This window comes from Pilimelia columellifera subsp. columellifera, assembly GCF_039532605.1.
Lineage (GTDB): Bacteria > Actinomycetota > Actinomycetes > Mycobacteriales > Micromonosporaceae > Pilimelia > Pilimelia columellifera.
On sequence record NZ_BAAARY010000003.1, the window covers coordinates 136,102 to 162,993 of the forward strand.

The following is a 26,892-nucleotide window of genomic DNA, read 5'->3' on the forward strand; positions in this document are numbered from 1 at the left end:
GTTGGCTGACATCCGGGTTCGCCATGCGCAGCCGGAGGACCACGACGCGGTCGTCCGGCTGACGCTTGCCGCCTACCGTCGGGACGGGCAGCTGGCCGGGCCGAGCGGGGACTACGCGGCGACGCTGGCCGACGTGGCCGCCCGGACGGCCGTCGCCGAGGTGCTGGTCGCCACCGACGATCTCGGTCTCGTCCTGGGCTCGGTCACCCTGACGCCCTACGGCAGCCCGCTGGCCGATCTCGCCAGGCCCGGTGAGGGTGGCTTCCGGATGCTGGCGGTCGACCCGGTGGCTCAGGGACGTGGCGTCGGGGAGGCCCTGGTGCGCGCCTGTGTCGCGAGAGCCGTCGAAGACGGCAGCACGGCCATCTCGATCTTCAGCCGTGACTTCGCCACCGACGCGTTCCGGCTCTACTCACGACTCGGCTTCGAACGCGACCCCGAACGCGACCGGGCGGTCGGACCGGGCATCCAGCTCTGGGCGTGGAGCTACCTGATCACGCGCTGATGCCCCGGACCTCACAGGTCCGGGGCATCAGCGGTTCAGTCGTGGTGGTGGCGCGGTGGGTCAGTCAGAGAGAGGCGGCGCGCACGCGCAGTCCGCCGCGGCGCTTGAGCGCGCGACGTTCTTCCTCGCTCATCCCGCCCCAGACGCCCGCGTCCTGGCCGCTTTCCAGCGCCCAGGAAAGGCAGGATTCGGTCACGTTGCAGCGACCGCAGACCGCCTTGGCCTGCTCCACCTGGAGCAGGGCCGGGCCCGACGTCCCGATGGGGAAGAACAGTTCGGGGTCTTCGTCGCGGCACAAAGCACGGTGGCGCCAGTCCATGGCGGCAACACTCCTTGTTTCTGGATAGGTGTAAGTAAATGTGGCGGTGCGTCGGGCATGCGTCCGAGATGCCCTTGACCAAGGACGTGCTGATCAAGCGACATGACGTGAGCAAGATTGTGGAACGGGACAGATCGCGATTGCGGCCGCGCGCCAAGGCTTGTGGGCCCCGTGCAAGCGCAGTCGTACGCGCCCCTATCCGTTTCGCTTGTGAATGCTTTCACGAACTCCCCGGATGTCAAGGGGATGCTCGGAAAAAAATACTGTCGGTGAGGCAACTCACCTGTGTTATGTCCTATTTGCTGGCAGATCGGGAAGTCTCCGATGCAACAGCCAGTTACGAGATTAGTACCGTAGGCGCCGACCCGGCGGTATTTCCACCGCGTGTCGTCCTGGTGTCGTTTGGGTGACCTGGTCAGTTGGCCGTCGTATCGATCAGCAGATTACTCGTAACGATTCGGGAACACTGAGGAATCGCACCTTCTGTCGCTCTCCAAGGTAGTCACCATCGACGTGGAACGGCTCGGGCTGCACAGCGCTCAACGAGAATTCGCTCAGATCGTGGCGGCGGACGACGTGCTGACCCGGACGGGGCCCCCGCCGGCTCAACATCCGCAGCCCTGCCCACGCTGCCCCGGGCGCCCGCAGGCTCCGTAGCGCCAGGACGTCCAGCCCCTTGTCGAACGAGGCGTCCGGGCTCGACTCGACGCGCCGCTCGCCCAAGAACGTCCACGGGGCGCCGTTCTGGATGATCGCCGTCGCCAGCTCCGGCTCAGGCTCCTCGCCTGGCGCTTCGAGCGTCAGCGACGGCTCGTGTCGGGTGCTGGCCACGACGTACTGGCGCACCGCCTCGCGCAGATAGAGCGCCGGGGTCGAGACCCGTCCGCGTAGTCTGGCCCGCTCCACCCGGCGGATCACGGCCGCGTCCAGCCCGAAACCAGCACAGAAAGTGAAGTAACGGTCGTCGGCCATTCCGAGCCCGATGACCCGGCTCCGGTCGGCGCGCATCGCCTCCAGAATGGCCCCAGTGCCCTCGGTGGCGTCCCGTGGCAGGCCCAAGGCGCGGGCGAAGACGTTCGTCGACCCGCCCGGCACCACCGCGAGCGCCGGCCGGGACGCCGCGCCCGTGCCGCTGGCCATCAAGCCGTTGACCACCTCGTTGACCGTGCCGTCGCCGCCGAGGGTGACTACCACGTCCACGCCGTCGGCGGCGCTGCCGGCGGCCAGCTCGGTGGCGTGGCCGCGCCGGCGGGTGAGGCTAATTTCCAACTCGAACTGGCTGCGCAACGCCCGCACGAGCACGTCGCGCGTGCGTTCCGTCGTGGTAGTGGCCTTCGGATTGACCACCAGTAGCGCCCGCATTCCCGGCACGATACCCGTTGGCTGACGAAGTAATCGCCCAGCTTGTGCGTCGGCCAACGCCGGCCGACAGGTTGGGCGCTGTCGCGCGGTAGGGTCGCCGCGGTTTCGACTGAGGAGGACACGTGACGGCAGCGGCCGATGAGATGACCGGCCCGGCGCCGGCGACCCTGCGATGGGCGGCCGCGCTGGTGGCCGCTGAGGCCGGCGGTCTTGGCCTCCTCAGCGCCTATCTGCTGTATGCCGACCTGACCGGCGAAGCGGCGAGCCAGCTCGGCGCGCTGCTGGTGACGGCATTTGTGGTCGCGGCGGCTGTGGCGGTCGCCGCGATGGCGCGCGCGCTCGGCCAACGGCGTGGCGGGGCCCGTGGGCCCGCGGTGGTGACGCAGCTGTTTCTGCTCGCTGCGGCGTACTACATGGTTACCGGCGGGCTGGTGTGGGCAGGGGTACCGCTGGCTGTGTATGCGCTGGTTGCGGGGGCCGCGCTCATCGCCTCGGCGACGACCACCGCGTTGGGCTTGCGCCGACGTCTCTGAGCGCCCGTTCGGGCGACCTGATATGTGCCTAATGGGACAGTGAAAGTGTTACGAGCAGTTCATACGTTCTTGTCAGCTTTAGAGTGCGGGCCGTGAATCCCGCCTTCCCCGCGCCGGAACCCGTCGTCGTCCGTCCGGGCCAGACCACGCGACCGCCGGCCTACCAGGCGCTCGCCGACGATCTGCGTCAGCTCATCACGTCCGGTCGGCTCCGTCCAGGGCAGCGGCTGCCCACTGAGCCCGAGCTGTGCGCGCGGTCCGGCGTCAGCCGGAGCACCGTCCGCGAGGCGTTGCGGATGCTGGCCAGCCAGAGCCTCATCGTCACCACCCGGGGGGTGTTCGGCGGCAGTTTCGTCGCCGAGCCGTGCCCGGAGCGGCTGGCGTCGTCGCTGTTCCCCGCCGTCCGGCTGGTCTGGTCCGCGAGCACCCGCAACTCCGCCCGCCATCTGGAACTCCGAGAATTGATCGAGATACCCGGGGCCGGCCTGGCGGCGCAGCGGCGCACCGACGCGCAGGTCGTCCGGCTGCTCGCCATGGCGCCGCGACCGGATGCCGCCGCGGATGAACGGCTCGGCGCCTACCGGCAGTTCCACGGCGCGCTGGCCGCCGCCGTCCAGAATCCGCTGTACGAGCTGCTGGCCCGGCCGTTGCACCGGCTCTGCGTAGAGGTCCAGCTCGCCAGCGCGCCGGTGGACTGGACGAGGATCGCCGACGAATGTCAGGAACTGGCCTATCGGGTGCGTGACCACGATGTCGTCGGGGCGCAGGAGGCCGCCGAGCGCCATCTGCGCCACCTGCGCGGCGTCCGGGTGATCAAACCGGCGCTGGGCCCTGCCGTCGGGTGAGGAGCCGGATCGAGGCGCTGACGCCGTCGCCCTGCGCGACGGCGTCAGTGGTGAGCGCGGTCAGGACCTTCCAGGCGAACGACGACTCGGACGGCAGCTGGGCACCCGGCAGAACCTGCACCGATACCTGGACGGTGAGCGCGTCGTCGCTGACGGCGAAGCGGCACTCCAGCTCCGCGCCGGCGACGGCGACGCCGAGCAGCATCGCGCACGCCTCGTCAACCGCGATCCGGAGATCCTCGATCTCGTCCAACGCGAAATGGAGCCGGGCGGCGAGACCGGCGGTAGCGGTGCGCAGGACGCCGAGGTAGCCCACCTCGGCCGGCACGGTCAGCAGAACGATGTCGTCCTCGACGATCGCCTGGTCATCCGTTGTCAGCTGGCTCACCTGAACAATCCCCCCTGGCGGCACTCTACTGTGCCGGTCGCCAAAAAGCGGGTGGAGGGTCGGCGCGTCGCGACGCGCCGACCCTCCACCCGCTGACATGCCCAGAATAAGGCTCAGACCTGCTTGGTCTCCCAGAAGATCTTGGAGATCTCCTCGATCTTGCCCAACAGCTCCTCGGCCTTGGCCGGGTCCAGCGAGCCCTTCACGCCACTCGCCCCAGCCAGTTTCGTGGCCTCGTTGAACAGGGTGTGCAGGTGCGGGTACTTCTCGAAGTGCGGCGCCTTGAAGTAGTCCGTCCACAGCACCCACAGATGGTGCTTGACCAGCTCGGCCCGCTGCTCCTTGATCAGGATCGCGCGTTCGCGGAACGCCGGGTCGTCGTTGGCCTGGTACTTCTCGCAGATCGCCTTGACCGACTCGGCCTCGATCCGGGCCTGCGCGGGGTCGTACACGCCGCAGGGCAGGTCGCAGTGGGCGTGGACAACGGTGCGCGGGGCGAACATCCTCGAAAGTCGCATCGGGACCCTCCATGGTGACGATCCGACCGGCGACCGCCGGCGGGTGGCTTGAATCGTGAGTCGCGTCGACCCTATCGCGCCCCCCGTGCTCCCCACCGGGCAAGCCGGGCTACCGACCGCCGCCGGGTACCCTGCCAACCGCCATCGCCGGAAGGGAGCGCCAGGTGACCGCGCGCTGGGGCGCAGTTCTCGTCCACGGGCCCTCGATGTCGCCGACGCTGAGCGCCGGCGACGCCCTCGTCGTGCGCTACGGCGGCCGGCCCACCCGCGCCGGCGACGTCGTCATCGCCAGGTTCCGCGCCCGGCCCGACCTGCTCGTGGTCAAACGCGCCGAGCGGCCCGTCGACGGCGGCTGGCTCCTGCGCGGCGACAACGACCACGGCAGCGACGACTCCCGCGTCCACGGCGTCGCCGACGTCCTCGGACGGGTGATCCTGCGTTACTGGCCGCGACCGGCACTGATCCGGTGAACCCCGGCGCGTCGCACGCCTCCCTGGCTTGCGCGCCGGCACTACCCTCGGCGGGTCATCCGCGCCCGGCGCCCGGGCACGGCGTCGCACAGATCTGGAGCCACTCATGGCGACGGCCACCGTCGACCCGCTGGACCCCGTGTTCGCCCTGCACCGCGGCGGCAAACTCGCCGTCGCCGCCACCGTCCCGCTGACCAGCCGCGAGGACCTGTCCCGCGCCTACACCCCCGGCGTGGCCCGGGTCTGCGCCGCCATCGCCGCCGACCCGACCCTCGCCGACGAGTACACCTGGGCCGGCAACGCGGTGGCCGTCGTCACCGACGGCACCGCCGTCCTCGGCCTGGGCGACATCGGCCCCCGGGCCGCCCTGCCCGTCATGGAAGGCAAAGCGATCCTGTTCAAGCAGTTCGCCGGCGTCGACGCCGTGCCGATCTGCCTGGACACCACCGACGTCGACGAGATCGTCGCGACCGTCACCGCTCTGGCCCCGTCGTTCGGCGGGATCAACCTGGAGGACATCGCCGCGCCCCGCTGTTTCGAGATCGAACGCCGCCTCGACGCGGCGCTCGACATCCCGGTCTTCCACGACGACCAGCACGGCACCGCGATCGTCGTGTACGCCGCGCTCCGCAGCGCCGCCGCCGTCCTGTCCCGCAAACTCCCGGACCTACGGGTCGTCATCAGCGGCGCCGGCGCCGCCGGGACGGCGGTCGCCCGGATGCTGCTGGCCGGCGGCGTGGAAGCCGCCACCCTCACCCTCGTCGACTCCCGGGGCATCCTGCACGCCGACCGTCCCGGCCTCGTCGGCGTCAAGCGGGAGTTGGCGACGCTCACTAACGCCGAACGCCGCCGCGGCCCGATCGGGGAGGCGCTGCGCGGCGCGGACGTCCTCATCGGGGTGTCCGGCGGCCGCATCGACGCCGCCGCGTTGGCGGGTATGGCGCCCGGCGGCGTCATTTTCGCCCTGGCCAACCCGGAGCCGGAGGTCCACCCGGACGTCGCCGCCCGCCACGCCGCCGTCGTCGCCACCGGGCGCAGCGACTATCCGAACCAGATCAACAACGTGCTGGCCTTCCCCGGAGTGTTCGCCGGCGCGCTGCGGGCCCGGGCCACCCGGATCACCGAGGGCATGAAACTCGCCGCCGCCGAGGCTATCGCCGGCGTCATCGCCGGGGCGGCCACCTCCGACGCCATTGTCCCGAGTCCGTTGGACCCCAGGGTCGCGCCCGCGGTCGCCGACGCCGTCGCACGGGCGGCCCGGGATGAGGGTGTCGTCCGCGACCCCGTGGCTGCCGGTTGTGGTTCTGGCTGATGCGCGAGCCCGGGCGATAGCCTTGCGGAATGCGTGCCGCCTATGCCTCCGCGATCAAGCCCGACGACCCGTTGGCCGCCCTCACCGTCGGCGAACGCCCCGAGCCGGTCCTGCCCACCGATGACTGGGTGAGCGTCGAGGTGCGCGCCAGCGCCCTCAACCACCACGACCTGTGGTCCCTGCGCGGCGTCGGCCTGCGGGCCGAGCAGCTGCCGATGATCCTGGGCTGCGACGCCGCCGGGATCGACCCCGACGGCAACGAGGTGGTCGTGCACGCCGTCATCGACGACCCCACCGATCAGCGGGGCTACTCGCTGCTGTCCGAACGTCACCAGGGGGCGCTCGCTGACCGGGTCGCGGTGCCACGGGGAAATCTCGTCGTCAAGCCCGCCGGATTCAGCTTCGCCGAGGCCGCCTGCCTGCCGACGGCCTGGCTGACGGCCTGGCGGATGCTCACCACCCGTGGGCGGGTCGCCGACGGGGAGTCGGTGCTGGTTCAGGGCGCCGGCGGGGGAGTGGCCACCGCGGCGGTGGCGTTGGGCGTCGCCATGGGCAAACGGGTCTACGCGACCAGCCGCAGCGCCGCCAAGCGCGAGCGGGTGTCCGAGCTGGGCGCCACCGCTGTGGCGCCGGGGGTCCGGCTACCGGAGCGGGTCGACGTCGTCATCGAGACCGTGGGCGAGGCGACATTCGACCACTCGATGAAGTCGGCCGCCCCCGGGGCCAGGATCGTCGTCGCCGGCTGCACCAGCGGCCCCACGCCGCCGGTGGACCTGCGCCGGGTGTTCTGGCTCCAGCTGGAGATCCTGGGCTCCACGATGGGCTCGGCCAACGAGCTGCAAAGCCTGCTGGCGTTTCTCACCTCCAGCGGGCTGCGCCCGGTCATCGACTCGGCCCACGGCTTCACCGAAGCGGAGCAGGCGTTCGCTCGGCTCGCCAGCGGCGAGGCGTTCGGCAAGGTCGTCATCGACCACACCCGGTGACAGCACCGGGCGCAGCGGTGGCCGACCCGCGCGTCAGAGGCGGTCGTCCAGGGTCGGGCCGGCGGTCCCCGACGCCGCCGCCCGCCGGAGGTTGTCGCGGGCCGACGGGTCCCGGTAGAGGCCCCAGCGCAGGAACTCGACCGTGAAGTCGGCGACAGCCTCGAAGTCGTCGTCAGCGCCCCGGCCGAGTCCCTCGCCGTGGTCGCCCTCAGGCAGCGTCAGCATCGCCTTGGGCCACGGGACCGCCTGGAACGCCCGGCGTCCGGCGTCGTACGGCACGACCTGGTCGCGCTGGCCGTGGACGAACAGCAGCGGGGTCGCCGCCCCGCCGTAGGCAAGGTTGATGCCGAGCGTGCCGCCGGCCATGACCACACCGGCCCGGAGCCGGTCGTCCCGGGTCAGGGTGAACATGCCGATCGTGGTCATGCCGCCGGCTGAGTGGCCGGCGGCGGCCACCCGGCCGGTGTCGAGTCGCCCGCGCAGGCCGTCGCCGCGCCGGTTGTCGAGGCTCAGGACGACGTCCAGCACCCGGCTGGCGTCCAGCGGCTGGTTGAGCACGTCGACCGGGTCCCGGTCGCTGCCGCGTCGGGTCCGCGGATACGCGGGCGCGGCCACCACGAAACCGGCCTGGGCGAAGCGGCTCAGCAGCGGGCGGTAGTCGGCCGGCTCACCCCCGAGCCCGTGGCTGAACAGGACCACCGGGAAACGTCCCTCAGCCGCCGTGGCGTCACGGCCGGCCCGGCCGGCGGGATACCAGATCGTCGTCGGCAGGGAACGGTCCCCACGGTCGACGGCGAGCTGACGTACGCCAACGGCGTGGCGCCGGCGCGGCGCGGTCGTCGGGGCCACGCTGGCGGCGTCCGCCGAGGCGCCTGGGCCGGCGGCGCCGGGCGACCGACCGCCGGGGGAACGGCCGGCTGACGCCCCGCCCGCGGCGTCGGCCTGGCCGGAGGATGCCGGCGCGGCGGCGTCACACCCGGCTATCAGTGCGGCGGCCAGCCCAGTGGCCAGCAGCAAGATTGTCGATCTGGAGGCGACGCGCATCCATCAATTGATACCTCGTGGCGCCTCTGCGCCCAACTCGCCGCCAGTCGGCGAGCGTGACCACGCCTGGAAAGTCGCCGCGACCGCGGGTGATCTTTGCCACCCGCCAGGGCGAATCTGTCATTGTTACCCACCGGTCGGGGGCGGCGCTCGTCCAGGAGCACCAACTACCGTTCGCGTATGGATCGCTACCGTTCGATTGTCGATGTGCACCTGCTGCTTGTCCGCGACGGCCGGATCCTGCTGGGCCTGCGACAGAACACCGGGTACATGGACGGCTGCTGGCACCTGCCGTCCGGCCACCTCGAAGCCGGCGAATCGATCCCTGATGGGCTGATCCGCGAGGCACACGAGGAGGTCGGGCTGGTGCTGCGACACGACCAGCTCCGCTTCGCCCAGCTCGTGCACCATCGGGAAGACGGCGAGGAGCCCCGGGTGGGCGTCTTCTTCGAGGTCACCGAGTGGACCGGCGAGCCTGTCAACGCCGAGCCGGACAAGTGCGCCGAGCTGGCGTGGTTCCCGCCGTTGGCGCTGCCGGCGAACACCGTCCGCTACCCGGCCCGGGCGATCCACCGGTACCTGGCCGGGGACACCTTCGCCGTGCACGGCTTCTGAGTCGACGTGGGTCAGGGGTTGTCGGCCAACAGGGTCGTCTACGTCGCTAAGGTCTTCGGCATGCCCGAGGAGTACAAGGACCCCAGTGCCAACACCACCCAGTTCCAGGCGTTCGCCGCCGGCACGCCGCCGGAGTCGAAGCGGGCGCCCGTCGGCCTCATCCTCGGCGGCGCGGTTCTCGCCGTCGTGGTGATCGGCGTGGCGATCTGGGCGTTCGCCTCTTGACCAGACCAACAACGACGTGAGGGGCCGACCGGCGATGCCGGTCGGCCCCTCACCCGTCTCGGGTCACTCGTCGTCCGGGTCGTCCAGCCGGGCCAGCCAGGTGGCGAGCCGCTCGATCGGCGTCTCGAACTCCGGGTTCAGGTCGACGAAGTCGCGCAGCCGCTCAGCCAGCCACTCGACCGTCACCGACTCCTCGCCCCGGCGCTCGTTCAGCTCCTCGATCCCACGGTCGGTGAAGTACATCGCGCCTCAGCCGTTCTGACGTGGCAGGGCGGCGTCCAACAGGGCCTGCTGTTCTGCGTCGTGCTTCTTGGACGAGCCGCCGGCCGGGGCTGCCGCCGACGGGCGGGAGATCCGGCGCAGCTGCACCCCGTCGAGGTGCTCCAACAGGTTCAGCGCCACGAACGACCAGGCGCCCTGGTTCGCCGGCTCCTCCTGGACCCACGCCACGTCGGCCAGGTTGGCGAACCCGCCAAGCTCGGCCTTCAGCTCCGCCACCGGCAGCGGATGCAGCTGCTCCATCCGCAGGATCGCCGTGTCGCTGAGGCCGCGCTCGGCCCGCGCCTGGGCCAGGTCGTAGTAGACCTTGCCGGTGCACAGCAACACCCGACGCACGTTCTCCGGGCGCAGCGAGCCGTCGGCCACCGCCGGGTCGCCGAGCACCGGGGCGAACGTGCCGGTGGTGAAGTCGGCCACCGACGACACGCACAGCTTGTGGCGCAGCAGCGACTTCGGCGTGAACACCACCAACGGCTTGCGCCGTGTAGACAACGCCTGGCGACGCAGCAGGTGGAAGTAGTTCGCCGGAGTGGTCGGGATGGCCACCCGCATGTTGTCCTCGGCGCACAGCTGCAGGTACCGCTCAGGACGGCCCGACGTGTGGTCGGGGCCCTGACCCTCGTGCCCGTGCGGCAGCAGGATCGCCAACGAGTTCTGCTGGCCCCATTTGACCTCGCCGGACGAGACGAACTCGTCGACGACCGACTGGGCGCCGTTGGCGAAGTCGCCGAACTGGGCCTCCCACAGCACCAGCGCGCCCGGGTTCTCCACCGAGTAGCCGTACTCGAAGCCCATCGCCGCGAACTCGCTCAGCAGCGAGTCGTGCAGGAAGAACCGGGCGCCGTCGGCGGCCATGCCAGCCACCGGCAGGAACGAGTCGCCGCTGTGGGCGTCGACGATCGCGCCGTGCCGCTGGACGAAGGTGCCGCGGCGGGAGTCCTGACCGGACATCCGCACCGTGACGCCCTGCGCCAACAGCGAACCGAAGGCGATGATCTCGCTGAAGCCCCAGTCGATGTTGCCGTCGGCGGCCATCTTCGCCCGTCGGTCCAGCAGCTGCTGGACGCGCTTGTGCGGGGTGAAGCCCTCCGGCAGCGTCACGTGCGCCTGCCCGACAGCGTGGACGGTCGCCGCGTCGACGGCCGTCTGCACCACCGGCTCCGGTCCGGTCTGCGGCGGGGCCGGGCGCATGACCTTCGCCGGGTGCCCGTCGCGGGTGGCCTTGAAGACCTGCTCCAACTGCGCCTGGTAGTCGCGCAGCAGCTCCTCGGCCTCGGTGACGGTGACGTCGCCGCGGCCGATCAGCTCCTCGGTGTACAACTTGCGCACCGATCGCTTCGCGTCGATGATCTGGTACATCTCCGGGTTGGTCATCGACGGGTCGTCGCCCTCGTTGTGACCGCGACGCCGGTAGCAGACCAGATCGATCACGACATCCTTGTTGAACGCCTGCCGGTACTCGAACGCCAGCCGGGCCACCCGCACGACGGCCTCGGGGTCGTCGCCGTTGACGTGGAAGATCGGCGCCTGGATCATCCGGGCCACGTCGGTGCAGTACAGCGACGAGCGGCTGTACTCCGGCGCGGTGGTGAACCCGACCTGGTTGTTGACGACGATGTGCACGGTGCCGCCGGTGCGGTAGCCGCGCAGCTGCGACAGGTTGAGCGTTTCGGCCACGACGCCCTGGCCGGCGAACGCGGCGTCGCCGTGCACGAGCACCGGCAGGACGGTGTAGCCCTCCAGCTTGAGGTCGATCCGGTCCTGCTTGGCCCGGACGATGCCCTCCAGCACCGGATTCACGGCCTCCAGGTGCGACGGGTTCGCCACCACCGAGACGGTCGTCGTCGCGCCGCCGTCGGGCGAGGTGAACGTGCCGGACTGGCCCAGGTGGTACTTGACGTCGCCGGAGCCGTGCGCCGACTTCGGGTCCAGATGCCCCTCGAACTCGAAGAAGATCTTCTCGTAGGGCTTGCCGACGATGTTGGCCAACACGTTGAGCCGGCCACGGTGCGCCATGCCGATGACAACCTCGTCGAGGTTGCCCTCGGCGGAAGCCTGTAGGACCTCGTCGAGCAGCGGGATGAGCGACTCGCCGCCCTCCAGCGAGAACCGCTTCTGGCCCACGTACTTGGTCTGGAGGAAGGTCTCGAACGCCTCGGCGGCGTTGAGCCGGTTGAGCACGTGCTTCTGCGCGACCGCGTCGAGCTTGGTGTGTTTGCGCTCGATCCGTTCCTGGATCCAGCGGCGCTCCTCGGGGTCCTGGATGTGCATGTACTCGACGCCCACCCGGCGGCAGTACGAGTCACGCAGGACGCCCAGAACCTCGCGTAGCTTCATTTTCTGCTTGCCGGCGAAGCCGCCGACGGCGAAGTAGCGGTCCAGATCCCACAGGGTCAGCGAGTGGCGCAGCACGTCCAGGTCGGGGTGCTTACGGATGTGGAACTCGAGCGGGTCGGTGTCGGCCATGAGGTGGCCGCGGACCCGGTACGCGTGGATGATCTCCAGCACGCGGGCGGTCTTGTCGATCTGCCCGTCGCCGTCGGCGGCCACGTCGCGGGTCCAGCGGACCGGCTCGTACGGGATTCGCAGCGCGGTGAAGATCTCGTCGTAGAAGCCGTCGCCGCCGAGCAGCAACTCATGCATGACCTTGAGGAACTCGCCGGACTGGGCGCCCTGGATGATCCGGTGGTCATACGTCGAGGTCAGCGTGGCGACCTTGCTGACGCCCATCTCGGCCAGGCGCTCGTCGGACATTCCCGCGTACGGGGCCGGGTACTCCATCGCGCCGACGCCGATGATCGTGCCCTGACCCTGCATGAGCCGTGGGGTGGAGTGCACGGTCCCGATCCCGCCGGGGTTGGTCAGCGAGATCGTGGCGCCGGCGTGGTCGTCCATCGTCAGCTCGCCCTTGCGGGCCCGCCGGATGAGGTCCTCGTACGCCTGCCAGAACTGGCGGAAGTCCATCTGCTCGCACGCCTTGATCGACGGCACGACGAGCATCCGGGAGCCGTCCGGCTTGGCCAGGTCGATGGCGATGCCGAGGTTGACGTGCTCCGGGGTCACCAGAACGGGCTTGCCGTCGACCTCGGCGTAGGAGTTGTTCATCTCCGGGTGCGCGGCCAACGCCCGGATCATCGCGTAGCCGATGAGGTGGGTGAAGCTGACCTTGCCGCCCCGGCCGCGGGCGAGGTGGTTGTTGATGACGATGCGGTTGTCGGCCAGGAGCTTGGCGGGCACGGCCCGCACGCTGGTGGCCGTCGGCACCGTCAAGGAGGCGTCCATGTTCTGGACGATCTTGGCGGCGATGCCACGCAGCGGCGAGGTCTTCGCGCCTCCCGGCACGGCCGGGCCGGCCGGGGCGGGCCTCGCCGCCGCCGGCTCCGGCGTCGCCGGTTCGGCCGCCGCCGGAGCGGGCCGCGCCGCCACCGGCGTGGGCGCCGCAGCAGCGGCGACCGGCTCCCGGGGCGTCGCGCCGTTGGGGCCGGCCGGCATCGGCTCGACGGCGGCCTCCTCGGCCGCGGCCGGGGCCGAGGCCCCGACGCTCGCCGCCGCGACCGTCGCCGTTGCCGCCGTGGCGGCCGCCGGGGTCACCACGGGGCGCACCCCGTCGGTCACCGGCCGGTAGTCGGCGAAGAAGTCATGCCATGCCGGGTCGACGCTCGTCGGATCGGTGAGGTACCGCTGGTACATCTCCTCGACGATCCACTCGTTCGTCCCGAAACCCGCCAGCGGGTTGTCCTGCGAAGTCTGCTGGGTCGACACAGCCGGTATCGCCTCTTCCTCGCGCGATGAATCCACCCCGGTGGGGGTCCGAGACACCCGGGCCGCCGCGTGGTCGGCAGGTACGCGAAGATCAAGTGGCGGCCGGGAGCTCGCTGTCGGAAAGTCGGCTATCAGGTTACGCCTGCGTCGTCGCTCAGGTCTCGCCGAGGCTGACAGTGGCGCATATCACCGTTCGGACTGCGGCAGATCGCTCCGCCACCCCGCCAGATCCCGACGACGTGGGCAACCCGACCGCAACCGGAACGGGTCTTGGTCGGCAACCGGGCAGGCGTTGAGTAGGTCCTGTCAGCGAGAACTAGCACGGGGGTGCGAAATGATCAGCACGGTGAACGACCTGATGGCCGAGGCGCTGTTCGCCTCCGACCTCCAGCCGTCCCAGAACGCCGCCGCCGGCGCCGTTCACGAGGCCGTCTCCGCCGCGCTGCTGCGGCACGGCGCCGAGGGTTGCCTGGCGATCGTCGCCGGCGAGTTCGGCGACCGCCCCGAATCCGCCGTCGCCCGGATGGGCTGGGCCCGCGAGACCGTCGCCGTCGTCGCCTCCGAACTGGCCAGCGCCACGGCCTGACCCGCCCCGCGGATCCCTCGGCCCGCTCAGGAAACGGCGATCCAGGTGGCCCGGGCCGACCCCAGAGCCGCGCCCGTCGACGACCAGAGCGTAGAGCTGACCTGCGCCTTGCGACCCTCGACGGCGTCACACCGGCCCACCACCACACACACCTCGCCCGCCGCTGGCAGGGCCCGCACCGTGGCCGTCATCCGGCCCAGCACGTACGGCCGGCCCTGGCCGAGCACCGACCAGCCCCCGGGGCAGTCCAGCGCCGCCCACACCACCGGCGCCGACACCGCCTCCGGAGCGATGAACGGCGACGCGACCCGCCCGTCCGGGAGCGGACCAGGGTAGATGGCCAGCCCGTCCGGGCGCTCCGGACCGCACACGTAGCAGCGCGGGAACGGATGGTCGGTGAAGCCGGGGTAACCGCTGGCCACGGCCGTCGCCGTCGCCAGATCCACCGGCGGGACGGTGCCGGCAACCGGCGCGACAACCCGGGCCTGCGCCACCAGCCGTTCACCGTCGTGAGCGGTCGCGGTGTCGCCGTCGACGACGGTCGTCAGCTCGACCTCCAGCGGCGGCGGCAGCCGCAGCGTCACCTCCGCCGTCCCAGCGCCCAGCAGCGCCGCCACCAGGCCGGCGGTGTAGCCGCCGTTGCCTGATCCGTCCGGTCCGTTGAACCGCGCCCCAATGATCACAGCGCCACGGTACCGGCGTTCATGTGATCGCCACGTATCACTATCCGGGCCGACACGGGCTGGCAGCGGATCGGCCCAACCATGGTCGTCATGGCAGTCTTGCTGACCGCACCGACCCGCACTAGCGGGTACACCCTCCTGCTCACCGACGACGCCGACCACGTCGCCGCCGCGCAGCGGCTGCGCCGACGGGTCTTCTCCGACGAACTCGGCGCCCTCCTCCCCGACGACCCCGACGGGCGCGACGTCGACCACTTCGACGAGCACTGTGACCACCTCGTGGTCCGCGAGGACACCACCGGGCAGATCGTCGGCACCTACCGGATGCTCCCGCCGGCCGCCGCCGCCCGCGCCGGGCGCCGGTACGCCGACGCCGAGTTCGACCTCACCCCGTTGGAGGGACTCCGGACCCGGATGGTCGAGACCGGCCGGTCCTGCGTCCACCCCGACCACCGCAGCGGGGCAGTGATCAACCTGATATGGGCGGGGATAGCCCGCTACCTGCACCTGCACGGGCTCAGCTGGCTCGCCGGCTGCGCCTCAGTGCCGTTGGCCGCCGGCCGAGACCTCGCCGCCGGCGTCTGGTCCGCCGTGCGAGCCGATCACCTCATCCCGGCTGGCCTGCGGGTCACCCCACGCCGGCCCTGGCTCGCCGAGCCCGGCGTCGCCGAGGCCCTCGAGCGCGCCAGCGCCCCCGACGCCCCGACCGCGGCAGCGCCGCCACTGCTGCGCGGCTACCTGCGTCTGGGCGCCCGGGTCTGCGGCGAGCCCGCGTACGACCCCGACTTCAACGTCGCCGACCTCTACGTGCTGCTGTCGATGGATCGCATCCATCCGCGTTACCGGCGGCACTTCCTCGGCGCCGTCCGGTGACCGTCGGCACGCTCTGGCGGCCGGCTGCTCCGTGCGGCCCGAGCTGCGTCGCGGTTTCCCACCGTGCCAGCGTGCTGCGGCAGGCTCTCCGGTGGGTGGCGTTGCCGCTGGCGCTGCTGCTGGCGCTGCTGGCCGCGCCGCTCAGCGCGGTCGGCCCGCTGCGGGCGGCGGTCGTCGGTCGGCTGGCCCGGCTGACGCTGACGGCCGCGGGCGTCCGGTTGCAGATCACCGGACGCCCGACGCAGGCCGCCGCGCTGCTGGTCGCCAACCACATCTCCTGGCTGGACGCGCTGGCGTTGCTGGCGGCGATGCCGTCAGCCCGCCTGGTGGCCAAACGGGAGGTGCGAGGCTGGCCGCTCATCGGCGCCATCGCCGGGGCCAACGGCACGATCTTCCTGGACCGGTCCCGCCCGCGCAGTCTGACCGCCAGCGTCGCCGATGTTGCCCGCGTGCTTCGCTCCGGCACGCCCGTCGCCTGTTTTCCGGAAGGCACGTCCTGGTGTGGCGCCGCGGGCGGCCGGTTCCGGCCCGCGCTGTTCCAGTCGGCCGTCGACGCGGGTGTTCCGGTGCGCCCGGTGACCGTCCGCTACCGCAGCGCCGAGGCGGCGACGACGGCCGCCGCCTTTGTCGGCGCCGACACCCTGTGGGCCTCGGTCCGGCGGGTCCTGGCCGCCCCCGACCTGTGCCTCCAGCTGACCCTCGGCCAGGCCCTGCACCCCGGGGAGGGGGCCAGTCGGCGCTCGCTGGCCCGGATCGCCCAACGTCAGGGGGTCGGCTGAACGGCTTTCCAGCAACTTCACAGGAACTGCCCAGGCGTCCTCCAGAGCCAGGGTCGAGAATGTCCGTATGGCCACCGCCCAGAGAGACCGCAGCGAAGCCCGCCTGCTCGTCGTCGAGGACGATCCGAGCATCCTTGAGCTGCTCTCCGCCAGCCTGCGCTTCGCCGGCTTCGAGGTCACCACCGCCGAGACGGGCGGCACGGCGGTCGACGCCGCCCGGACCAGCCGCCCGGACCTCGTCATCCTGGACGTCATGCTGCCCGATCTGGACGGCTTCGAGGTCGTGCGCCTCATGCGCGAGGACGGCGCCCGCACGCCGGTGGTGTTCCTCACCGCCCGGGACGCCACCGAGGACAAGATTCGTGGGCTGACTCTCGGCGGCGACGACTACGTCACCAAGCCGTTCAGTCTGGAGGAGCTGACCGCCCGGATCCGGGCGGTGCTGCGGCGCACCGGCGGCGACGCGGCCGCGCCCCGACTCACCTTCGTCGATCTTGAGCTCGACGAGGAGACCCACGAGGTCTACCGGGCCGGGGCTCGGATCCAGCTCTCGCCGACCGAGTTCAAGCTGCTGCGGTACCTCATGCTCAACGCCAACCGGGTGCTGTCGAAAGCGCAGATCCTCGACCACGTCTGGAACTACGACTTCCGGGGCGACGACAACATCGTCGAGTCCTACATCTCCTACCTGCGGCGTAAGGTCGACACCTCGGAGCCACGGTTGATCCACACCCTGCGGGGGGTCGGCTACGTGCTGCGCAAACCCGTCGCATGACCGATCCGCTGGCGGCCGCAGCGGGCTGGGCCCGCAGCGTTCCGCTGCGGGTGAAGCTGGTCGCCGCGGTGCTGGCCCTGGTGTCGCTGGCACTCGGGGTGATCGGCGTCGGCAGCGCGCTGGCGCTGCGGTCGTACCTGGTCGGTCAGGTCGACACCGCGCTGCGGGAGCAGGGCCCCCGGTTGAACGTCGCCGGCCTGATCCGCCCCGACCTAGGCCAGACGCTCATGCCCCCCAGCGACTACGCCGTCGCCCTTCTCGACCCCGGCGGCCGGGTGGCTGTCGGCGACTACGGGCGGCCCGAGCTGCTGTTCTCCCCAGGGCGTTTCAGTGAGAGGGACCTGCCCCGGTGGCCGGCCGACCCGCAACGGCTGACCACCCAGCTGGGCCAGCCGTACACCGACCGGGGTCAGAACGACCGGGTCCGCTGGCGCATCCTCGTCACCCGTAACGGCGACGCCGGGTACCTGGTGGTCGCCCGCAGCCTCCAGGAGACCGACGCGGCTGTCGCCCAGCTCGTCTGGATCGACATCCTGGTCGGCGCCGGCGTTCTGTTGTTGCTGGCTTCGATCGGCGCGGCGATCATCCAGGCCAGCCTGCGTCCGCTCGTGCAGATCGAACGGACCGCCGGGGCGATCGCCGCCGGCGACCTGAGCCGCCGCGTGCCCGACCCCGAGCCGGGCGTCGACCCGCCCGCCACCGAGCTGGGCCGGCTGTCGCGCGCGCTCAACATCATGCTCACCCAGATCGAGGCCGGCTTCGCGGCCAGCGCCGCCTCGGCGGCGGCGGCCCGCGAGTCGGAGACCCGGGCCGTCAACTCCGAGGAGCGGATGCGGCGGTTCGTCGCCGACGCCTCCCACGAGCTGCGTACCCCGCTGACCACCATCCGGGGCTTCGCCGAGCTGCACCGTCAGGGCATGGGCGCCGATCCTGCCGAGAGCGCCCGCCTGGTCCGGCGGATCGAGGACGAGGCGGCCAGGATGGGCCTGCTCGTCGAGGATCTTCTGCTGCTCGCCCGCCTCGACCAACAGCGGCCGCTGGAGCGCAACCCGGTCGAGCTGGCGGTGTTGGCGGCCGACGCGGTCCAGGCCGCCCATGCCACCGCCCCGGAGCGACCGATCCGCTTGGATCTCACGGCCGACGCGGCCGACGTGGTGGTGCTCGGCGACGACGCCAGGCTCCGGCAGGTGCTGGCCAACCTCATGACGAACGCCCTCAACCACACCCCGCCCGAGGCCAGCGTCGTGCTGCGGCTGGTGCGCGCGGGCCCCACCGTCCTCGTGGAGGTCGCCGATACCGGGCCCGGTATGGCCGCGGAGCACGCCCAACGGGTCTTCGAACGGTTCTACCGGGCCGATGCCGCGCGGAGCCGCCGGCCGGGACCGGTCGCTGGCGCGGGCCTCGGGCTGGCGATCGTGGCCGCGATCGTGGCCGCTCACAGCGGAACCGTTGAGGTCGACACCGCCCCGGGCGAGGGGACGACGTTCCGGGTGCGGCTGCCGCTGTTGGCCCCGGACGCCGATCCCAACCCGGATCAGCTTTCAGCAAACTCCCAGGGCTGACACAGCCGCGGACAAGTCCGATCGGTCAGAGTAGGAGACATGACCGACTACGACAACGCGCGCGAGCCCGTCCACTCCGATGACGCCGCGGACCGCGCCCCGGACCACCGCAGCCTCGCCGGCCGTGGCGCGGACGCGCCCGCCGGCAGCGGCGCCCCGGTAACGTCCGCCTACCCGGCGGTGGCGCAGCCCGCGCCCCAGTCGCCGGACCGGTCCGCGGTCCCGGCCGGATACGGCGCCGCCCCCTACGGTCAAGGCGGCGGCCAGCCCGCCTACGGCCAGCCCGCCTATGATCAGTCCGCTTACGGCCAGTCCGCCCACGGCCAGGGCGGCGCGGACGCGTCGGCCGGTCGGCCCACCTACGGCCCGCCGGCCAACCCGTACGGCGCCGGCGCGCCGACCACGGCCGGTTACGGCCAGCATGACGCCTACCAGCCGCCGTGGACCGCCCCGACCGGCGCGCTGCCGACGTCTGCGGCGCAGGGCGCCGGCAACAGGGGTGGCGGCAAGGTGGGCAAGGCCATCGGTCTGGGAGCGGCGGCGGTCGTGCTGTCGTTGTGCTCCGGGCTGGTAGGGGCCTTCGTGGCCACCGGGATGGACGACGACGTCGTCACCCTGGACCGGGGCTTCGTCAGCCAGGATGCGGCCCCGGTGCTCGACCGTGGTTCGTTGGCCGGAATCGCCACCACGGTCTCGCCGAGCGTCGTGTCGATCGGCGCCGGCAACGGCGAGGGCTCCGGGGTGCTCATCAGCGCCGACGGCTTCCTCGTCACCAACAACCACGTGGTCGAGTCCGCGCCTGGCGGTCAGGTGACCGTGTTCTTCAAGGACGGGCGCTCGGGTCGCGGCAAGGTGATCGGCACCGATCCGCGCACCGACCTGGCGGTGGTGAAGGTCGACGGTCTCAGCGGGCTCAAACCGGCCACCTTCGGGTCCAGCAGCGCCATGCAGGTCGGCGACACGGTGCTGGCCATCGGCAGTCCGCTTGGTCTGCAGGGCTCGGTCACCGCCGGCATCGTCAGCCAGACCGACCGGACCATCAGCGTCGGCGGAGAGGCGCCCGAGGGCGGCGCCCGCAGTTCCCTGTCCGGGCTGTTCCAGACCGACGCCCCGATCAACCCCGGCAACTCCGGCGGCGCGCTGGTCAACCTTAAGGGCGAGGTGATCGGCATCAACACCGCCATCGCCACCGCCGGCAGTCAGGGCAACATCGGTGTCGGCTTCGCCATCCCGAGCGACCGGGTGAAGCGGGTCGCCGACGCGCTCAAGGCCGGCGAGAAGGTCACCCACCCGTACCTGGGGGTGCGGCTGGAAGCCGCCGAGAGCGGCGGGGCTCTGGTCATCCTCGTCGAGCCGGGCAGCCCCGCGGACAAGGCCGGCATCAAGCGCGGGGACGTTATCACCGAACTCGGCGGTCGCAAGATCACCAAGCAGGACGACCTGATTTCGGCGGTCCAGTCCGGCAAGCCCAACGACAAGCTCAATCTGACCTACACCCGAAACGGCTCGCCGGCCAAGGCCACGGTGACGCTCGGCGAGAACTGAGCCTTTCTCGACACCTCCCCAAGCCGGGGGCGGGTGGCGTGGCCCTCACCGGGGAAGGCCACGCCACCCGCCCCCGGTGCTTCTGACCGGTCGTGGGTCGGCCCGGGGCCTATCGCCAAGTCAGATCATGGACAGAACCGGCAAAGTGCTTTGACGTGCGTAGATCGGGCTTTCTAGCGTGGCAGGCGTTGAGGGAACAATCTCGCGGCCACGCCATCGGGCGGGCACGCCCAACACAGGGAGCTCTGTCCGAGATGCCGCAGGCACAACCCCGTACCGGACGCCCGGCCGTCACCCTTCCTGGCTGGATGGCCACGCCGGAGCCGGCACGGCTCACGCTGTCGGGTCGCCTCGCCACGCTGGTCTTTCGCGTGCCGGGCGCCGCGGCGCTGCGCGAGCGCTGGTGGCGCTTCGCTGGCAGGACCCGGTTGGCGGACAGGTACCCACGCTCGGTGGCCGTTCTCGGCGCCTTCCTCGCCTTCGCCGGCACGTGTCTGCTGGTAGGTCTGGCGTTCCTTATGCTGGCGCTGGCCTGAGTTGTCCGGCCAGTTCAGACGGCGCCGTCAGCGCTGGCGGTCGCAGCTCGCTGCTGCGACCCCGCCCCCCAGATCGCGCCGAGGGCCAGGCCCAGCTGAAATCGGTTGTCGACCTCGAGCAGGTCCATGAGGCGACGCAGGATGTTGGTGACGGACCGTGCGCTGATCCGCAGTCGTGCCGCGGCGCTGGCGTCAGTGTGGCCCCGGGCGAGCAGGCCGAGCAGCTGCTGATCCCGTCGGGTGAGGCGCAGGGGCTTCCTACCAGCTGGCCCCGGCCGGCTGTCGGTCACAGCGCCGGCCCGCCGCAGCGTGACGAGAGCGTGTTCCACCCGCGCGGGCGGCATGTTCAGCTCCCGGGCGAGCGCGGCTGCCGGCTTCGGCCCCGCGGCCGCGAGCGCCTGGAGGACGCGGGCGGTATCGGTCGGACGGTGATGTCGGACGGTCGTCGCGGGACGGCGAGCGTCGCTGCTCACGACAGGCTCCTCCCTCAAAGGCGGTCGATGTCTTGGTGGCGCTTCCGGCGGCCCGTCGCCGATGTAACCACACAGTACGTATGTTCGACCACCACGTATCGTCACTTAACCGCAACGTCCACAATGGTCAATCGACCGTTCGTTTGGCGCCCTTGCGCAATCCGGAAACGGCTTCCGCGATGACCTTGACCGGCCCGGCCCGGACTTCGCAGTCTGAGCGTGCGCTCGTCGACCGTCCACGGCCGTCCCTCACCGTGGCCTACCTGGTTGGGCGGGGCGACGGCGCTGTCCCTCCCGCAATGTCATCTGATCGCAGGAAGGTGTGAAATGAACTCGTTCAACCGTCTGGGAGCCGCCCTGGCTGCCACGACCGCCGCGCTCGCTGCCGGCGTGGTCGCCCCGACCGCCGCCCAGGCCGCTCCCCTCCTGGCCGAGCGCTACCGGAACGTGGCCACCGGCTTCTGCCTCGACAGCAACGCCGACCGCGCCGTCTACACCCATGCCTGCAACGGCGGCAACTACCAGGCGTGGAACGTCGTCCGCCACAGCAACGGCGTCCAGCTCCGGAACGTGTCGACCGGTTACTGTCTGGACAGCAACGCCGACCGCGCCGTCTACACACTCGGCTGCAACGGCGGCAACTACCAGCGTTGGCAGGTGCTCCGGCGCTCCGACGGCGCGATCGCCTTCAAGAACGTGTCGACCGGTTTCTGCCTCGACAGCAACGCCGAGCGGCGCGTCTACACCCTCGGTTGCAACGGCGGCAACTACCAGCACTGGAACTGATCTCAACTGTGGGCGGCGGTCGTGCTACTGCGGCCGTCGCTCACACCGGACAGCAGCCTTCGCTCACGGCTGGTCGTCGACCCAGTCCAGGGACCTGGCCACGGCCTTGCGCCACTGTCGTAGCCCGGCCTGGCGGCGACTGTCGGTCATGGTCGGCTCCCAACGACGGTCGACCCGCCAGTTCGCCCGCAGTGAGTCCACATCCGGCCAGAAACCGACCGCCAGACCTGCCGCGTACGCCGCCCCGAGACAGGTCGTCTCGGCGACGGTGGGACGCGACACCGGCACTCCGAGCACATCGGACTGGAATCCCATGAGCAGCTCCGAGGCCGTCATCCCGCCGTCGACCTTCAGCTCGGCCAGGTCGACGGCGGACCCGGCGTTCATGGCGTCGACGACGTCATAGACCTGCCAGGCGGTGGCCTCCAGCGCTGCCCGGGCCAGGTGCTCCTTGGTGACAAAACCGGTCAGACCGGCGATGACTCCGCGGGCGTCGGGGCGCCAGTGCGGGGCGAACAGCCCGGAAAAGGCCGGGACGATGACGCAACCGCCGTTGTCGGGAACCTTGGCGGCCAACTCGTTGACCTGGGCCGCATGGCGGATGATGCCCAGGTTGTCCCGCAGCCACTGGACCAACGCCCCGGTGACCGCGATGGAACCCTCCAGCGCGTACACGGCGGGCTGGTCGCCGATCTGGTACGCGACGGTCGTGAGCAACCCCCGTTCGGACGCGGTCGGCGTCGTCCCGGTGTTGAGCAGCAGAAACGATCCCGTGCCGTAGGTGCACTTGGCCTCGCCAGGGGCGAAGCACGCCTGTCCGAACAGGGCGGCCTGCTGGTCGCCGAGGGCGCTGGCGACGGGCGTCCCGCCGAACGGGGCGGCCTCGCCGTAGACGTGGGAGGACGGCAGGACCTGCGGCAGCATCGCCCGGGGGATATCGAAGGCGGCCAGCAGCTCGTCGTCCCAGTCCAGGGTGCGCAGGTTCATGAGCATGGTCCGGCTGGCGTTGGTGACGTCGGTGGCGTGCCGACCGGTCAGCCGTTCGATGAGCCAGGTGTCCATGGTGCCGAAGCGCACCGCGCCGTCGGCCGCACGGGCCTGTAGCTCGGGGTCGGCGTCGAGCATCCAGCGGATCTTCGGGGCGGAGAAGTAGGTGGCCAGCGGCAGGCCGCACCGGTCGCGGAATCGGTCCTGGCCGCCGTCGGACGCCAGCCGGCCCACGAGGCGGTCGGTTCGGGTGTCCTGCCACACGATGGCGTTGCCGACCGGCTCACCGGTGGCGGCGTCCCACAGGAGGGTGGTTTCCCGCTGGTTGGTGATGCCGATCGCGGCCAGATCGGCGTGCGAGAGGCCGGCGGCGTCCAGCGCCCCACGGGTGACGGCCTGCACGTTGTGCCAGATTTCGACGGCGTCGTGCTCAACCCAGCCCGGGCGGGGAAACCGCTGCTCATGCTCGCGTTGGGCCTGGGTGACGACGGCGCCGGCGGCATCGAAGACGATGCAACGCGACGAGGTGGTGCCCTGATCGATGGCGGCGACGTAACGGGTCACGGGTCACATCCTCTCCTATCGGTGGCTTCCGGCACCAATAGGTGGTCACACGCTGTCGTCGCGTCGTAGCGAGACTCGCCCTGGCGAGGTCTTGTCGTTTAACCTCCCGATGTTCCTTCAGCGAGCGGAGATTCGGCGATGGCGGTGGTGGAAACCCGCACCGACCTTTGGCAGGCGGTGGCCGGGCGGGCCCCGGGCACGCCGTCGGGCCCGGCTGACGCCGACGTGTGGGCGGCGGTCAGGGAGCGGCTCAACCCCGCGAAGGCCCGGCCCGCGCTGCGCGCCGGGGTGGAGCGGTCCGATCTGGTCTCGGTCCGCAATGTCCCTTACGTGATGTTGCGCTCGCCGGACACCGGCGGCCGCTCCTGTTATCTGCGTCTCACCGCCGACGAGGCCCGCCTGGCCCTGCTCATGGACGGGGAGCGCACGGTCGCCCGCCTCGTCGCCGAGTTCGCCCGGATCACCGGCCGGCTCGCCCCCGACCAGGTCGTCCGGGTCGTCGCCGACCTGGCCGCCAACCGGATGCTCGACGAGCTGCCGGTCGACGCGCTGCGTCCGCTGGCCAGCGTGGCGCGCGCCCCCTGGCAGGTGCGATGGGGCCGGACCCTGCTCGCCGCAGCCGGCGGTCGACGGATGGTCGTCGGTGACGTCGACCCGCTCGTCACCGCGATGTACCGGGCCGGCGGGCGGTGGCTGTTCACCCGCTCGGCGCTGGTCATCGGAGGCGTCGTCGCGCTCGCTGGCGTGGCGATCTTCCTGTGGTCGTGGCTCACCGGCGCCCGGTCGCTGTTCCTGGTCGGCGGCTCCTACGTCACCGGGGCGGCGATCCTGGTCGGGCTCAACGTCGTCGCGTTGGCGTTCCACGAGCTGGGACACGCCCTCGCGGTCAAACACGCCGGGCGGGAGGTGCCGGCGGCCGGGTTCCTGGTCTACTTCGGCATCCCGTCGGTCTTCGTCGACACCACCGACGTGTGGATGGCCGGGCGCCGGGCCCGGCTCGGCGTCACCGCCGCCGGTCCGGCCGCCGGGCTGGCGCTCGCCGGATTCGTCCAACTCGTCGGGTTGGCCGTGCCGGCGGTGGCGCCGCTGGCGTTCGTCCTCGCCTTCGCCTGGTACATCAACACGCTGTTCAACCTCAACCCCCTGTTGGCCCTCGACGGCTACTACCTGCTCATGGACTGGCTGGAGATTCCCAACCTGCGTGCCCGCGGGCTGGCCTGGGTCTCGGCGCGGCTGCGCCGCCGCCGGCCGTCGTGGCGCGAGCTCGACAGCGAGGGCCGGCTCATCGCCCTCTACGGGATGCTCGCCGCCGCCTGGCTGCTCATCGCCGTCAACCTGGGCCTACGGGTCTGGACCGACCGGCTCGCCGGCCTCGCGCTCGGACTGTGGCGCGAGGGAGCGCTGGCCCGGCTGCTGTTCGTCGCGGTCATCGCGGCGCTGGCCGCGCCAGCGCTGGTGGCGCTCGCCGGCTGGCTGAGCCGGGTGATCCGACGGTGGCGGGCCGAGCTGGCCGCTCGCCGGGACGCCTCCGACGCCCCCCGCCGGCTGGCTGCCCTGCGCGGCAGCGTCCTCGGCCAGCTCCCGGCCCCGGTCCTCAACGGGCTCGCGGCCCGTGGCAGCTGGCACCACCCCGCGCCCGGCCAGCCGATCCTCCAGGCCGGCGCGGCTGTGGGCGCGGTGTTCGTCGTCGTCGGCGGGTCCGTTGACGGGCGGGCCCCGGCCGACGCATCCGGGGTCGTCCGGGAACGGGTCGGGCCCGGCGGCATCATCGGACTCGCCGGCGCGCTCTCCGGGTCCGAGTCCAGCCTCACCTGGCACGTCGCCGCGGGCGCCGTCCTGCTGAGCCTGCCCGCCAGCGCCGTCGCCGCCGCGCTGTCCCCGCTGCCGGGCCTGCCGCCGGCGGAGCGGTCCGAGGCCGAGAGCCTGTTCGCCGAGACGCCGGCGCTTCAGGCGATGTCCGCCGAGGACCGGCTCGGCCTGGCCGTCAGCGCCCAACCGGTGATCCTCGCCCCGGGCATGGCGGTGGCGCTCACGGCCGAGCGCGACGCCGTCGTCATCGCCTCCGGCGAGGTGACGTTGGACGACGGACGGGCGTTGCGCCGCGGCACGCTCATCGGGCCGACGGGCGCGACGACCAGCCAGGAGGTCGGGCACACCCGCACCCCCGTGCGGCTGTGGAGCCTGCCGGCGGCGGCCACGTCGCTGCTGCCACGGTTGGCGGTGTCGCTGGCCCGGGATGTCGCCGAGCCGGTCGCCGTCGGCGCGCTGGGCGGGGTGGGCGTGCTCGCCGCCGCCGGGGGCGCCCCCAGCTCCGGGCTGCATACCAGCGCCGCCTACCCGCCGGTGACCGGACCGCCCGGCCCGCCGACGCCGGACGACTCCGGGCAGGACGGCCGTTTTGAACGGCGCCTGTGGTGGCTGCTGCTGTCGCTGCTGCTTGTCGGTCTGTTGCTCTCGGGCAGCCAGTTGCTGCCTGGGCCGGCCTGGGCGGAGATGCCCGACGACCGGGCGCTGCTGGTCGCCGAGCGCGGCGGCGCGACCGCCACCGTCAACGGCGCCGACCGGCGACTCGACCCCGGTGACCGCGCCTACCTGCGGGCCGGGGACTCGGTCCGGGTCGCCGACCGGGCCCGGGCGCGGATCGTCTACCGGGGCGGGGCGTCCACGCTGCTGTGCGCAGGCAGCCTCGCCACCGTCGACGCGATCGCCGGCGGGACCGACGCGCCGGTGGCCGGCCTTCGCCTCGCCCGCGGCTCTCTCATCGCCGACACCGCGGCCGCGAACCGGGCTTTCGGCGCGCTCACCCTGACAGTCAGCGACCAGGGTCGGGCGACGGTCAACCAGGGCCCGTCCCGACACGCTGTCGCCGGCGGCGAGACCGTGGTGGCAAGCGGCACGGTGCTGCGCGACGGCCAACCGGTCGCCGCCACCGGAGCCGAGGTCGGTTGCGCGACCCTGGCCCGGCCGCCCGCGCTGCCGCCGCCGCTCACGCCGTCCGAGCCGACCGCGGCGCCGTTGCCGAGCGCATCGGCGAGCGCGTCGCCGTCTGCCTCGCCATCCCCGTCGCCGTCGGCGGGCGCGTCGCCCAGCCCCAGCCAGTCGCGGCCGAGCCCGTCGCCGTCGAACGGCCCCGGTCGCGACCGCACCCCGCCGCGGATCACGGGCGTGGCAGCCGACCCTGGGACGATCGACCAGCGACCACCGGACGGCCAAGTCTGCGGGCCGCCGCCCGAGAGTTTCGCGGCCACGGCCGCCGACGCTGGCGCGACCGCGATTGTCACCGCTGGGGCGACCGCGACCGTCACCGCCAGGGTCGCCGACAACCAGGACTCCGCCGGGCAGCTCAGGACCCGGATGACCTGGCAGTTCGGGGACGGTCAGTCGGTGTCGATGACGGTCGGCCGCAGCGGGGACAAGTTCTCCGGCACGGTCACCGTCCCGCACGGGGCCGGTCAGGAGCGCGGCGGCACGGTCGTCGTGAGGGTCACGGCCACCGACCGGGCCGGCAACGCCGCCACCGCCACGACGACGATCGCAGTCAACCCCTGCTACCCGCGACCTCCGGCGCGGAGTTGAGGAGTCA

At 71.8% G+C, this 26,892-nt stretch carries 27 protein-coding genes; 17 read left to right on the plus strand and 10 right to left on the minus strand.

Annotated features, from left to right (window positions below):
* Position 1: 1 nt before the first annotated feature.
* On the plus strand, positions 2 to 505 hold the full coding sequence (locus tag ABD287_RS05015) for a GNAT family N-acetyltransferase (RefSeq protein ID WP_344168942.1): 504 nt from the start codon (positions 2 to 4) through the stop codon (positions 503 to 505).
* A gap of 64 nt (positions 506 to 569) precedes the next feature.
* On the opposite strand, the gene ABD287_RS05020 is transcribed toward ABD287_RS05015, so the two are convergent.
* Positions 570 to 824, minus strand: coding sequence for a WhiB family transcriptional regulator (locus ABD287_RS05020; RefSeq protein ID WP_344168945.1), 255 nt, complete (start codon positions 822 to 824; stop codon positions 570 to 572).
* A 435-nt stretch (positions 825 to 1,259) separates the two neighbouring features.
* Complete coding sequence (locus ABD287_RS05025; RefSeq protein ID WP_344168948.1) at positions 1,260 to 2,186, minus strand: diacylglycerol/lipid kinase family protein; 927 nt, start codon at positions 2,184 to 2,186, stop codon at positions 1,260 to 1,262.
* Between the two features lie 122 nt (positions 2,187 to 2,308).
* On the opposite strand from ABD287_RS05025, the gene ABD287_RS05030 reads away from it, so the two are divergent.
* Positions 2,309 to 2,719 (plus strand): hypothetical protein, encoded by a 411-nt coding sequence (locus tag ABD287_RS05030; RefSeq protein WP_344168950.1) that lies wholly within the window; start codon positions 2,309 to 2,311, stop codon positions 2,717 to 2,719.
* Positions 2,720 to 2,811: 92 nt separating this feature from the next.
* On the plus strand, positions 2,812 to 3,564 hold the full coding sequence (locus tag ABD287_RS05035) for a FadR/GntR family transcriptional regulator (protein ID WP_344168953.1): 753 nt from the start codon (positions 2,812 to 2,814) through the stop codon (positions 3,562 to 3,564).
* Here the strand turns inward: ABD287_RS05035 and ABD287_RS05040 are convergent.
* Complete coding sequence (locus ABD287_RS05040) at positions 3,533 to 3,952, minus strand: ATP-binding protein (RefSeq protein WP_344168956.1); 420 nt, start codon at positions 3,950 to 3,952, stop codon at positions 3,533 to 3,535. The genes ABD287_RS05035 and ABD287_RS05040 overlap by 32 nt on opposite strands.
* Positions 3,953 to 4,065: 113 nt before the next feature.
* Entirely contained in the window at positions 4,066 to 4,470 is a 405-nt protein-coding gene (sodN, locus tag ABD287_RS05045) for a superoxide dismutase, Ni (RefSeq protein WP_344168958.1), read from the minus strand.
* A gap of 131 nt (positions 4,471 to 4,601) precedes the next feature.
* On the opposite strand from sodN, the gene ABD287_RS05050 reads away from it, so the two are divergent.
* From ABD287_RS05050 to ABD287_RS05060, 3 genes are all read left to right on the plus strand, one after another.
* The gene (locus ABD287_RS05050; protein WP_425565506.1) at positions 4,602 to 4,940 is read left to right on the plus strand and encodes a S24/S26 family peptidase; all 339 of its coding nucleotides are present in this window, start codon (positions 4,602 to 4,604) and stop codon (positions 4,938 to 4,940) included.
* 106 nt (positions 4,941 to 5,046) lie between these two features.
* Positions 5,047 to 6,252: an NAD(P)-dependent malic enzyme gene (locus ABD287_RS05055; RefSeq protein WP_344168963.1), complete on the plus strand. Its 1,206-nt coding sequence runs from the start codon at positions 5,047 to 5,049 to the stop codon at positions 6,250 to 6,252.
* 29 nt (positions 6,253 to 6,281) lie between these two features.
* Entirely contained in the window at positions 6,282 to 7,235 is a 954-nt protein-coding gene (locus ABD287_RS05060) for a zinc-binding dehydrogenase (RefSeq protein ID WP_344168966.1), read from the plus strand.
* A 33-nt stretch (positions 7,236 to 7,268) separates the two neighbouring features.
* Here the strand turns inward: ABD287_RS05060 and ABD287_RS05065 are convergent, their stop codons facing one another.
* The gene (locus ABD287_RS05065) at positions 7,269 to 8,279 is read right to left on the minus strand and encodes an alpha/beta hydrolase family protein (RefSeq protein ID WP_344168969.1); all 1,011 of its coding nucleotides are present in this window, start codon (positions 8,277 to 8,279) and stop codon (positions 7,269 to 7,271) included.
* Positions 8,280 to 8,459: 180 nt separating this feature from the next.
* On the opposite strand from ABD287_RS05065, the gene ABD287_RS05070 reads away from it, so the two are divergent.
* Positions 8,460 to 8,894, plus strand: a complete 435-nt coding sequence (locus tag ABD287_RS05070) for an NUDIX hydrolase (RefSeq protein WP_344168972.1) — start codon at positions 8,460 to 8,462, stop codon at positions 8,892 to 8,894.
* A gap of 60 nt (positions 8,895 to 8,954) precedes the next feature.
* Positions 8,955 to 9,119, plus strand: a complete 165-nt coding sequence (locus tag ABD287_RS05075) for a hypothetical protein (protein ID WP_344168975.1) — start codon at positions 8,955 to 8,957, stop codon at positions 9,117 to 9,119.
* A gap of 63 nt (positions 9,120 to 9,182) precedes the next feature.
* On the opposite strand, the gene ABD287_RS05080 is transcribed toward ABD287_RS05075, so the two are convergent.
* Complete coding sequence (locus ABD287_RS05080) at positions 9,183 to 9,362, minus strand: DUF6104 family protein (RefSeq protein ID WP_344168978.1); 180 nt, start codon at positions 9,360 to 9,362, stop codon at positions 9,183 to 9,185.
* A 6-nt stretch (positions 9,363 to 9,368) separates the two neighbouring features.
* Positions 9,369 to 13,160 (minus strand): multifunctional oxoglutarate decarboxylase/oxoglutarate dehydrogenase thiamine pyrophosphate-binding subunit/dihydrolipoyllysine-residue succinyltransferase subunit, encoded by a 3,792-nt coding sequence (locus ABD287_RS05085; protein ID WP_344168981.1) that lies wholly within the window; start codon positions 13,158 to 13,160, stop codon positions 9,369 to 9,371.
* Positions 13,161 to 13,494: 334 nt separating this feature from the next.
* Between ABD287_RS05085 and ABD287_RS05090 the strand changes: the two genes are divergently transcribed.
* Entirely contained in the window at positions 13,495 to 13,746 is a 252-nt protein-coding gene (locus ABD287_RS05090; protein WP_344168984.1) for a hypothetical protein, read from the plus strand.
* Positions 13,747 to 13,772: 26 nt separating this feature from the next.
* Here the strand turns inward: ABD287_RS05090 and ABD287_RS05095 are convergent, their stop codons facing one another.
* Entirely contained in the window at positions 13,773 to 14,429 is a 657-nt protein-coding gene (locus ABD287_RS05095; RefSeq protein WP_344168987.1) for a hypothetical protein, read from the minus strand.
* 90 nt (positions 14,430 to 14,519) lie between these two features.
* On the opposite strand from ABD287_RS05095, the gene ABD287_RS05100 reads away from it, so the two are divergent.
* From ABD287_RS05100 to ABD287_RS05125, 6 genes are all read left to right on the plus strand, one after another.
* The gene (locus ABD287_RS05100; protein WP_344168990.1) at positions 14,520 to 15,302 is read left to right on the plus strand and encodes a GNAT family N-acetyltransferase; all 783 of its coding nucleotides are present in this window, start codon (positions 14,520 to 14,522) and stop codon (positions 15,300 to 15,302) included.
* A gap of 71 nt (positions 15,303 to 15,373) precedes the next feature.
* A complete protein-coding gene (locus ABD287_RS05105; protein WP_344168993.1) occupies positions 15,374 to 16,081 on the plus strand; it encodes a lysophospholipid acyltransferase family protein in 708 nt (235 codons plus the stop codon).
* 67 nt (positions 16,082 to 16,148) lie between these two features.
* On the plus strand, positions 16,149 to 16,856 hold the full coding sequence (locus tag ABD287_RS05110; RefSeq protein ID WP_344168996.1) for a response regulator transcription factor: 708 nt from the start codon (positions 16,149 to 16,151) through the stop codon (positions 16,854 to 16,856).
* Entirely contained in the window at positions 16,853 to 18,418 is a 1,566-nt protein-coding gene (locus ABD287_RS05115) for a sensor histidine kinase (protein ID WP_344168999.1), read from the plus strand. The genes ABD287_RS05110 and ABD287_RS05115 overlap by 4 nt, the downstream gene beginning before the upstream one ends.
* 39 nt (positions 18,419 to 18,457) lie before the next feature.
* Positions 18,458 to 19,963 (plus strand): S1C family serine protease, encoded by a 1,506-nt coding sequence (locus tag ABD287_RS05120; RefSeq protein WP_344169002.1) that lies wholly within the window; start codon positions 18,458 to 18,460, stop codon positions 19,961 to 19,963.
* A 254-nt stretch (positions 19,964 to 20,217) separates the two neighbouring features.
* A complete protein-coding gene (locus ABD287_RS05125) occupies positions 20,218 to 20,499 on the plus strand; it encodes a hypothetical protein (RefSeq protein WP_344169005.1) in 282 nt (93 codons plus the stop codon).
* 14 nt (positions 20,500 to 20,513) lie between these two features.
* Here ABD287_RS05125 and ABD287_RS05130 read toward each other — a convergent pair whose 3' ends face one another.
* Positions 20,514 to 20,972, minus strand: coding sequence for a helix-turn-helix transcriptional regulator (locus ABD287_RS05130; RefSeq protein ID WP_344169008.1), 459 nt, complete (start codon positions 20,970 to 20,972; stop codon positions 20,514 to 20,516).
* Positions 20,973 to 21,299: 327 nt separating this feature from the next.
* Here ABD287_RS05130 and ABD287_RS05135 point away from each other — a divergent pair, with 327 nt between their 5' ends.
* Positions 21,300 to 21,758 (plus strand): RICIN domain-containing protein, encoded by a 459-nt coding sequence (locus ABD287_RS05135; protein ID WP_344169011.1) that lies wholly within the window; start codon positions 21,300 to 21,302, stop codon positions 21,756 to 21,758.
* Between the two features lie 63 nt (positions 21,759 to 21,821).
* Here ABD287_RS05135 and glpK read toward each other — a convergent pair whose 3' ends face one another.
* Positions 21,822 to 23,309: a glycerol kinase GlpK gene (glpK, locus tag ABD287_RS05140; protein WP_344169014.1), complete on the minus strand. Its 1,488-nt coding sequence runs from the start codon at positions 23,307 to 23,309 to the stop codon at positions 21,822 to 21,824.
* A 138-nt stretch (positions 23,310 to 23,447) separates the two neighbouring features.
* Here glpK and ABD287_RS05145 point away from each other — a divergent pair, with 138 nt between their 5' ends.
* A complete protein-coding gene (locus ABD287_RS05145; protein ID WP_344169017.1) occupies positions 23,448 to 26,885 on the plus strand; it encodes a cyclic nucleotide-binding protein in 3,438 nt (1,145 codons plus the stop codon).
* Positions 26,886 to 26,892 lie beyond the last annotated feature (7 nt).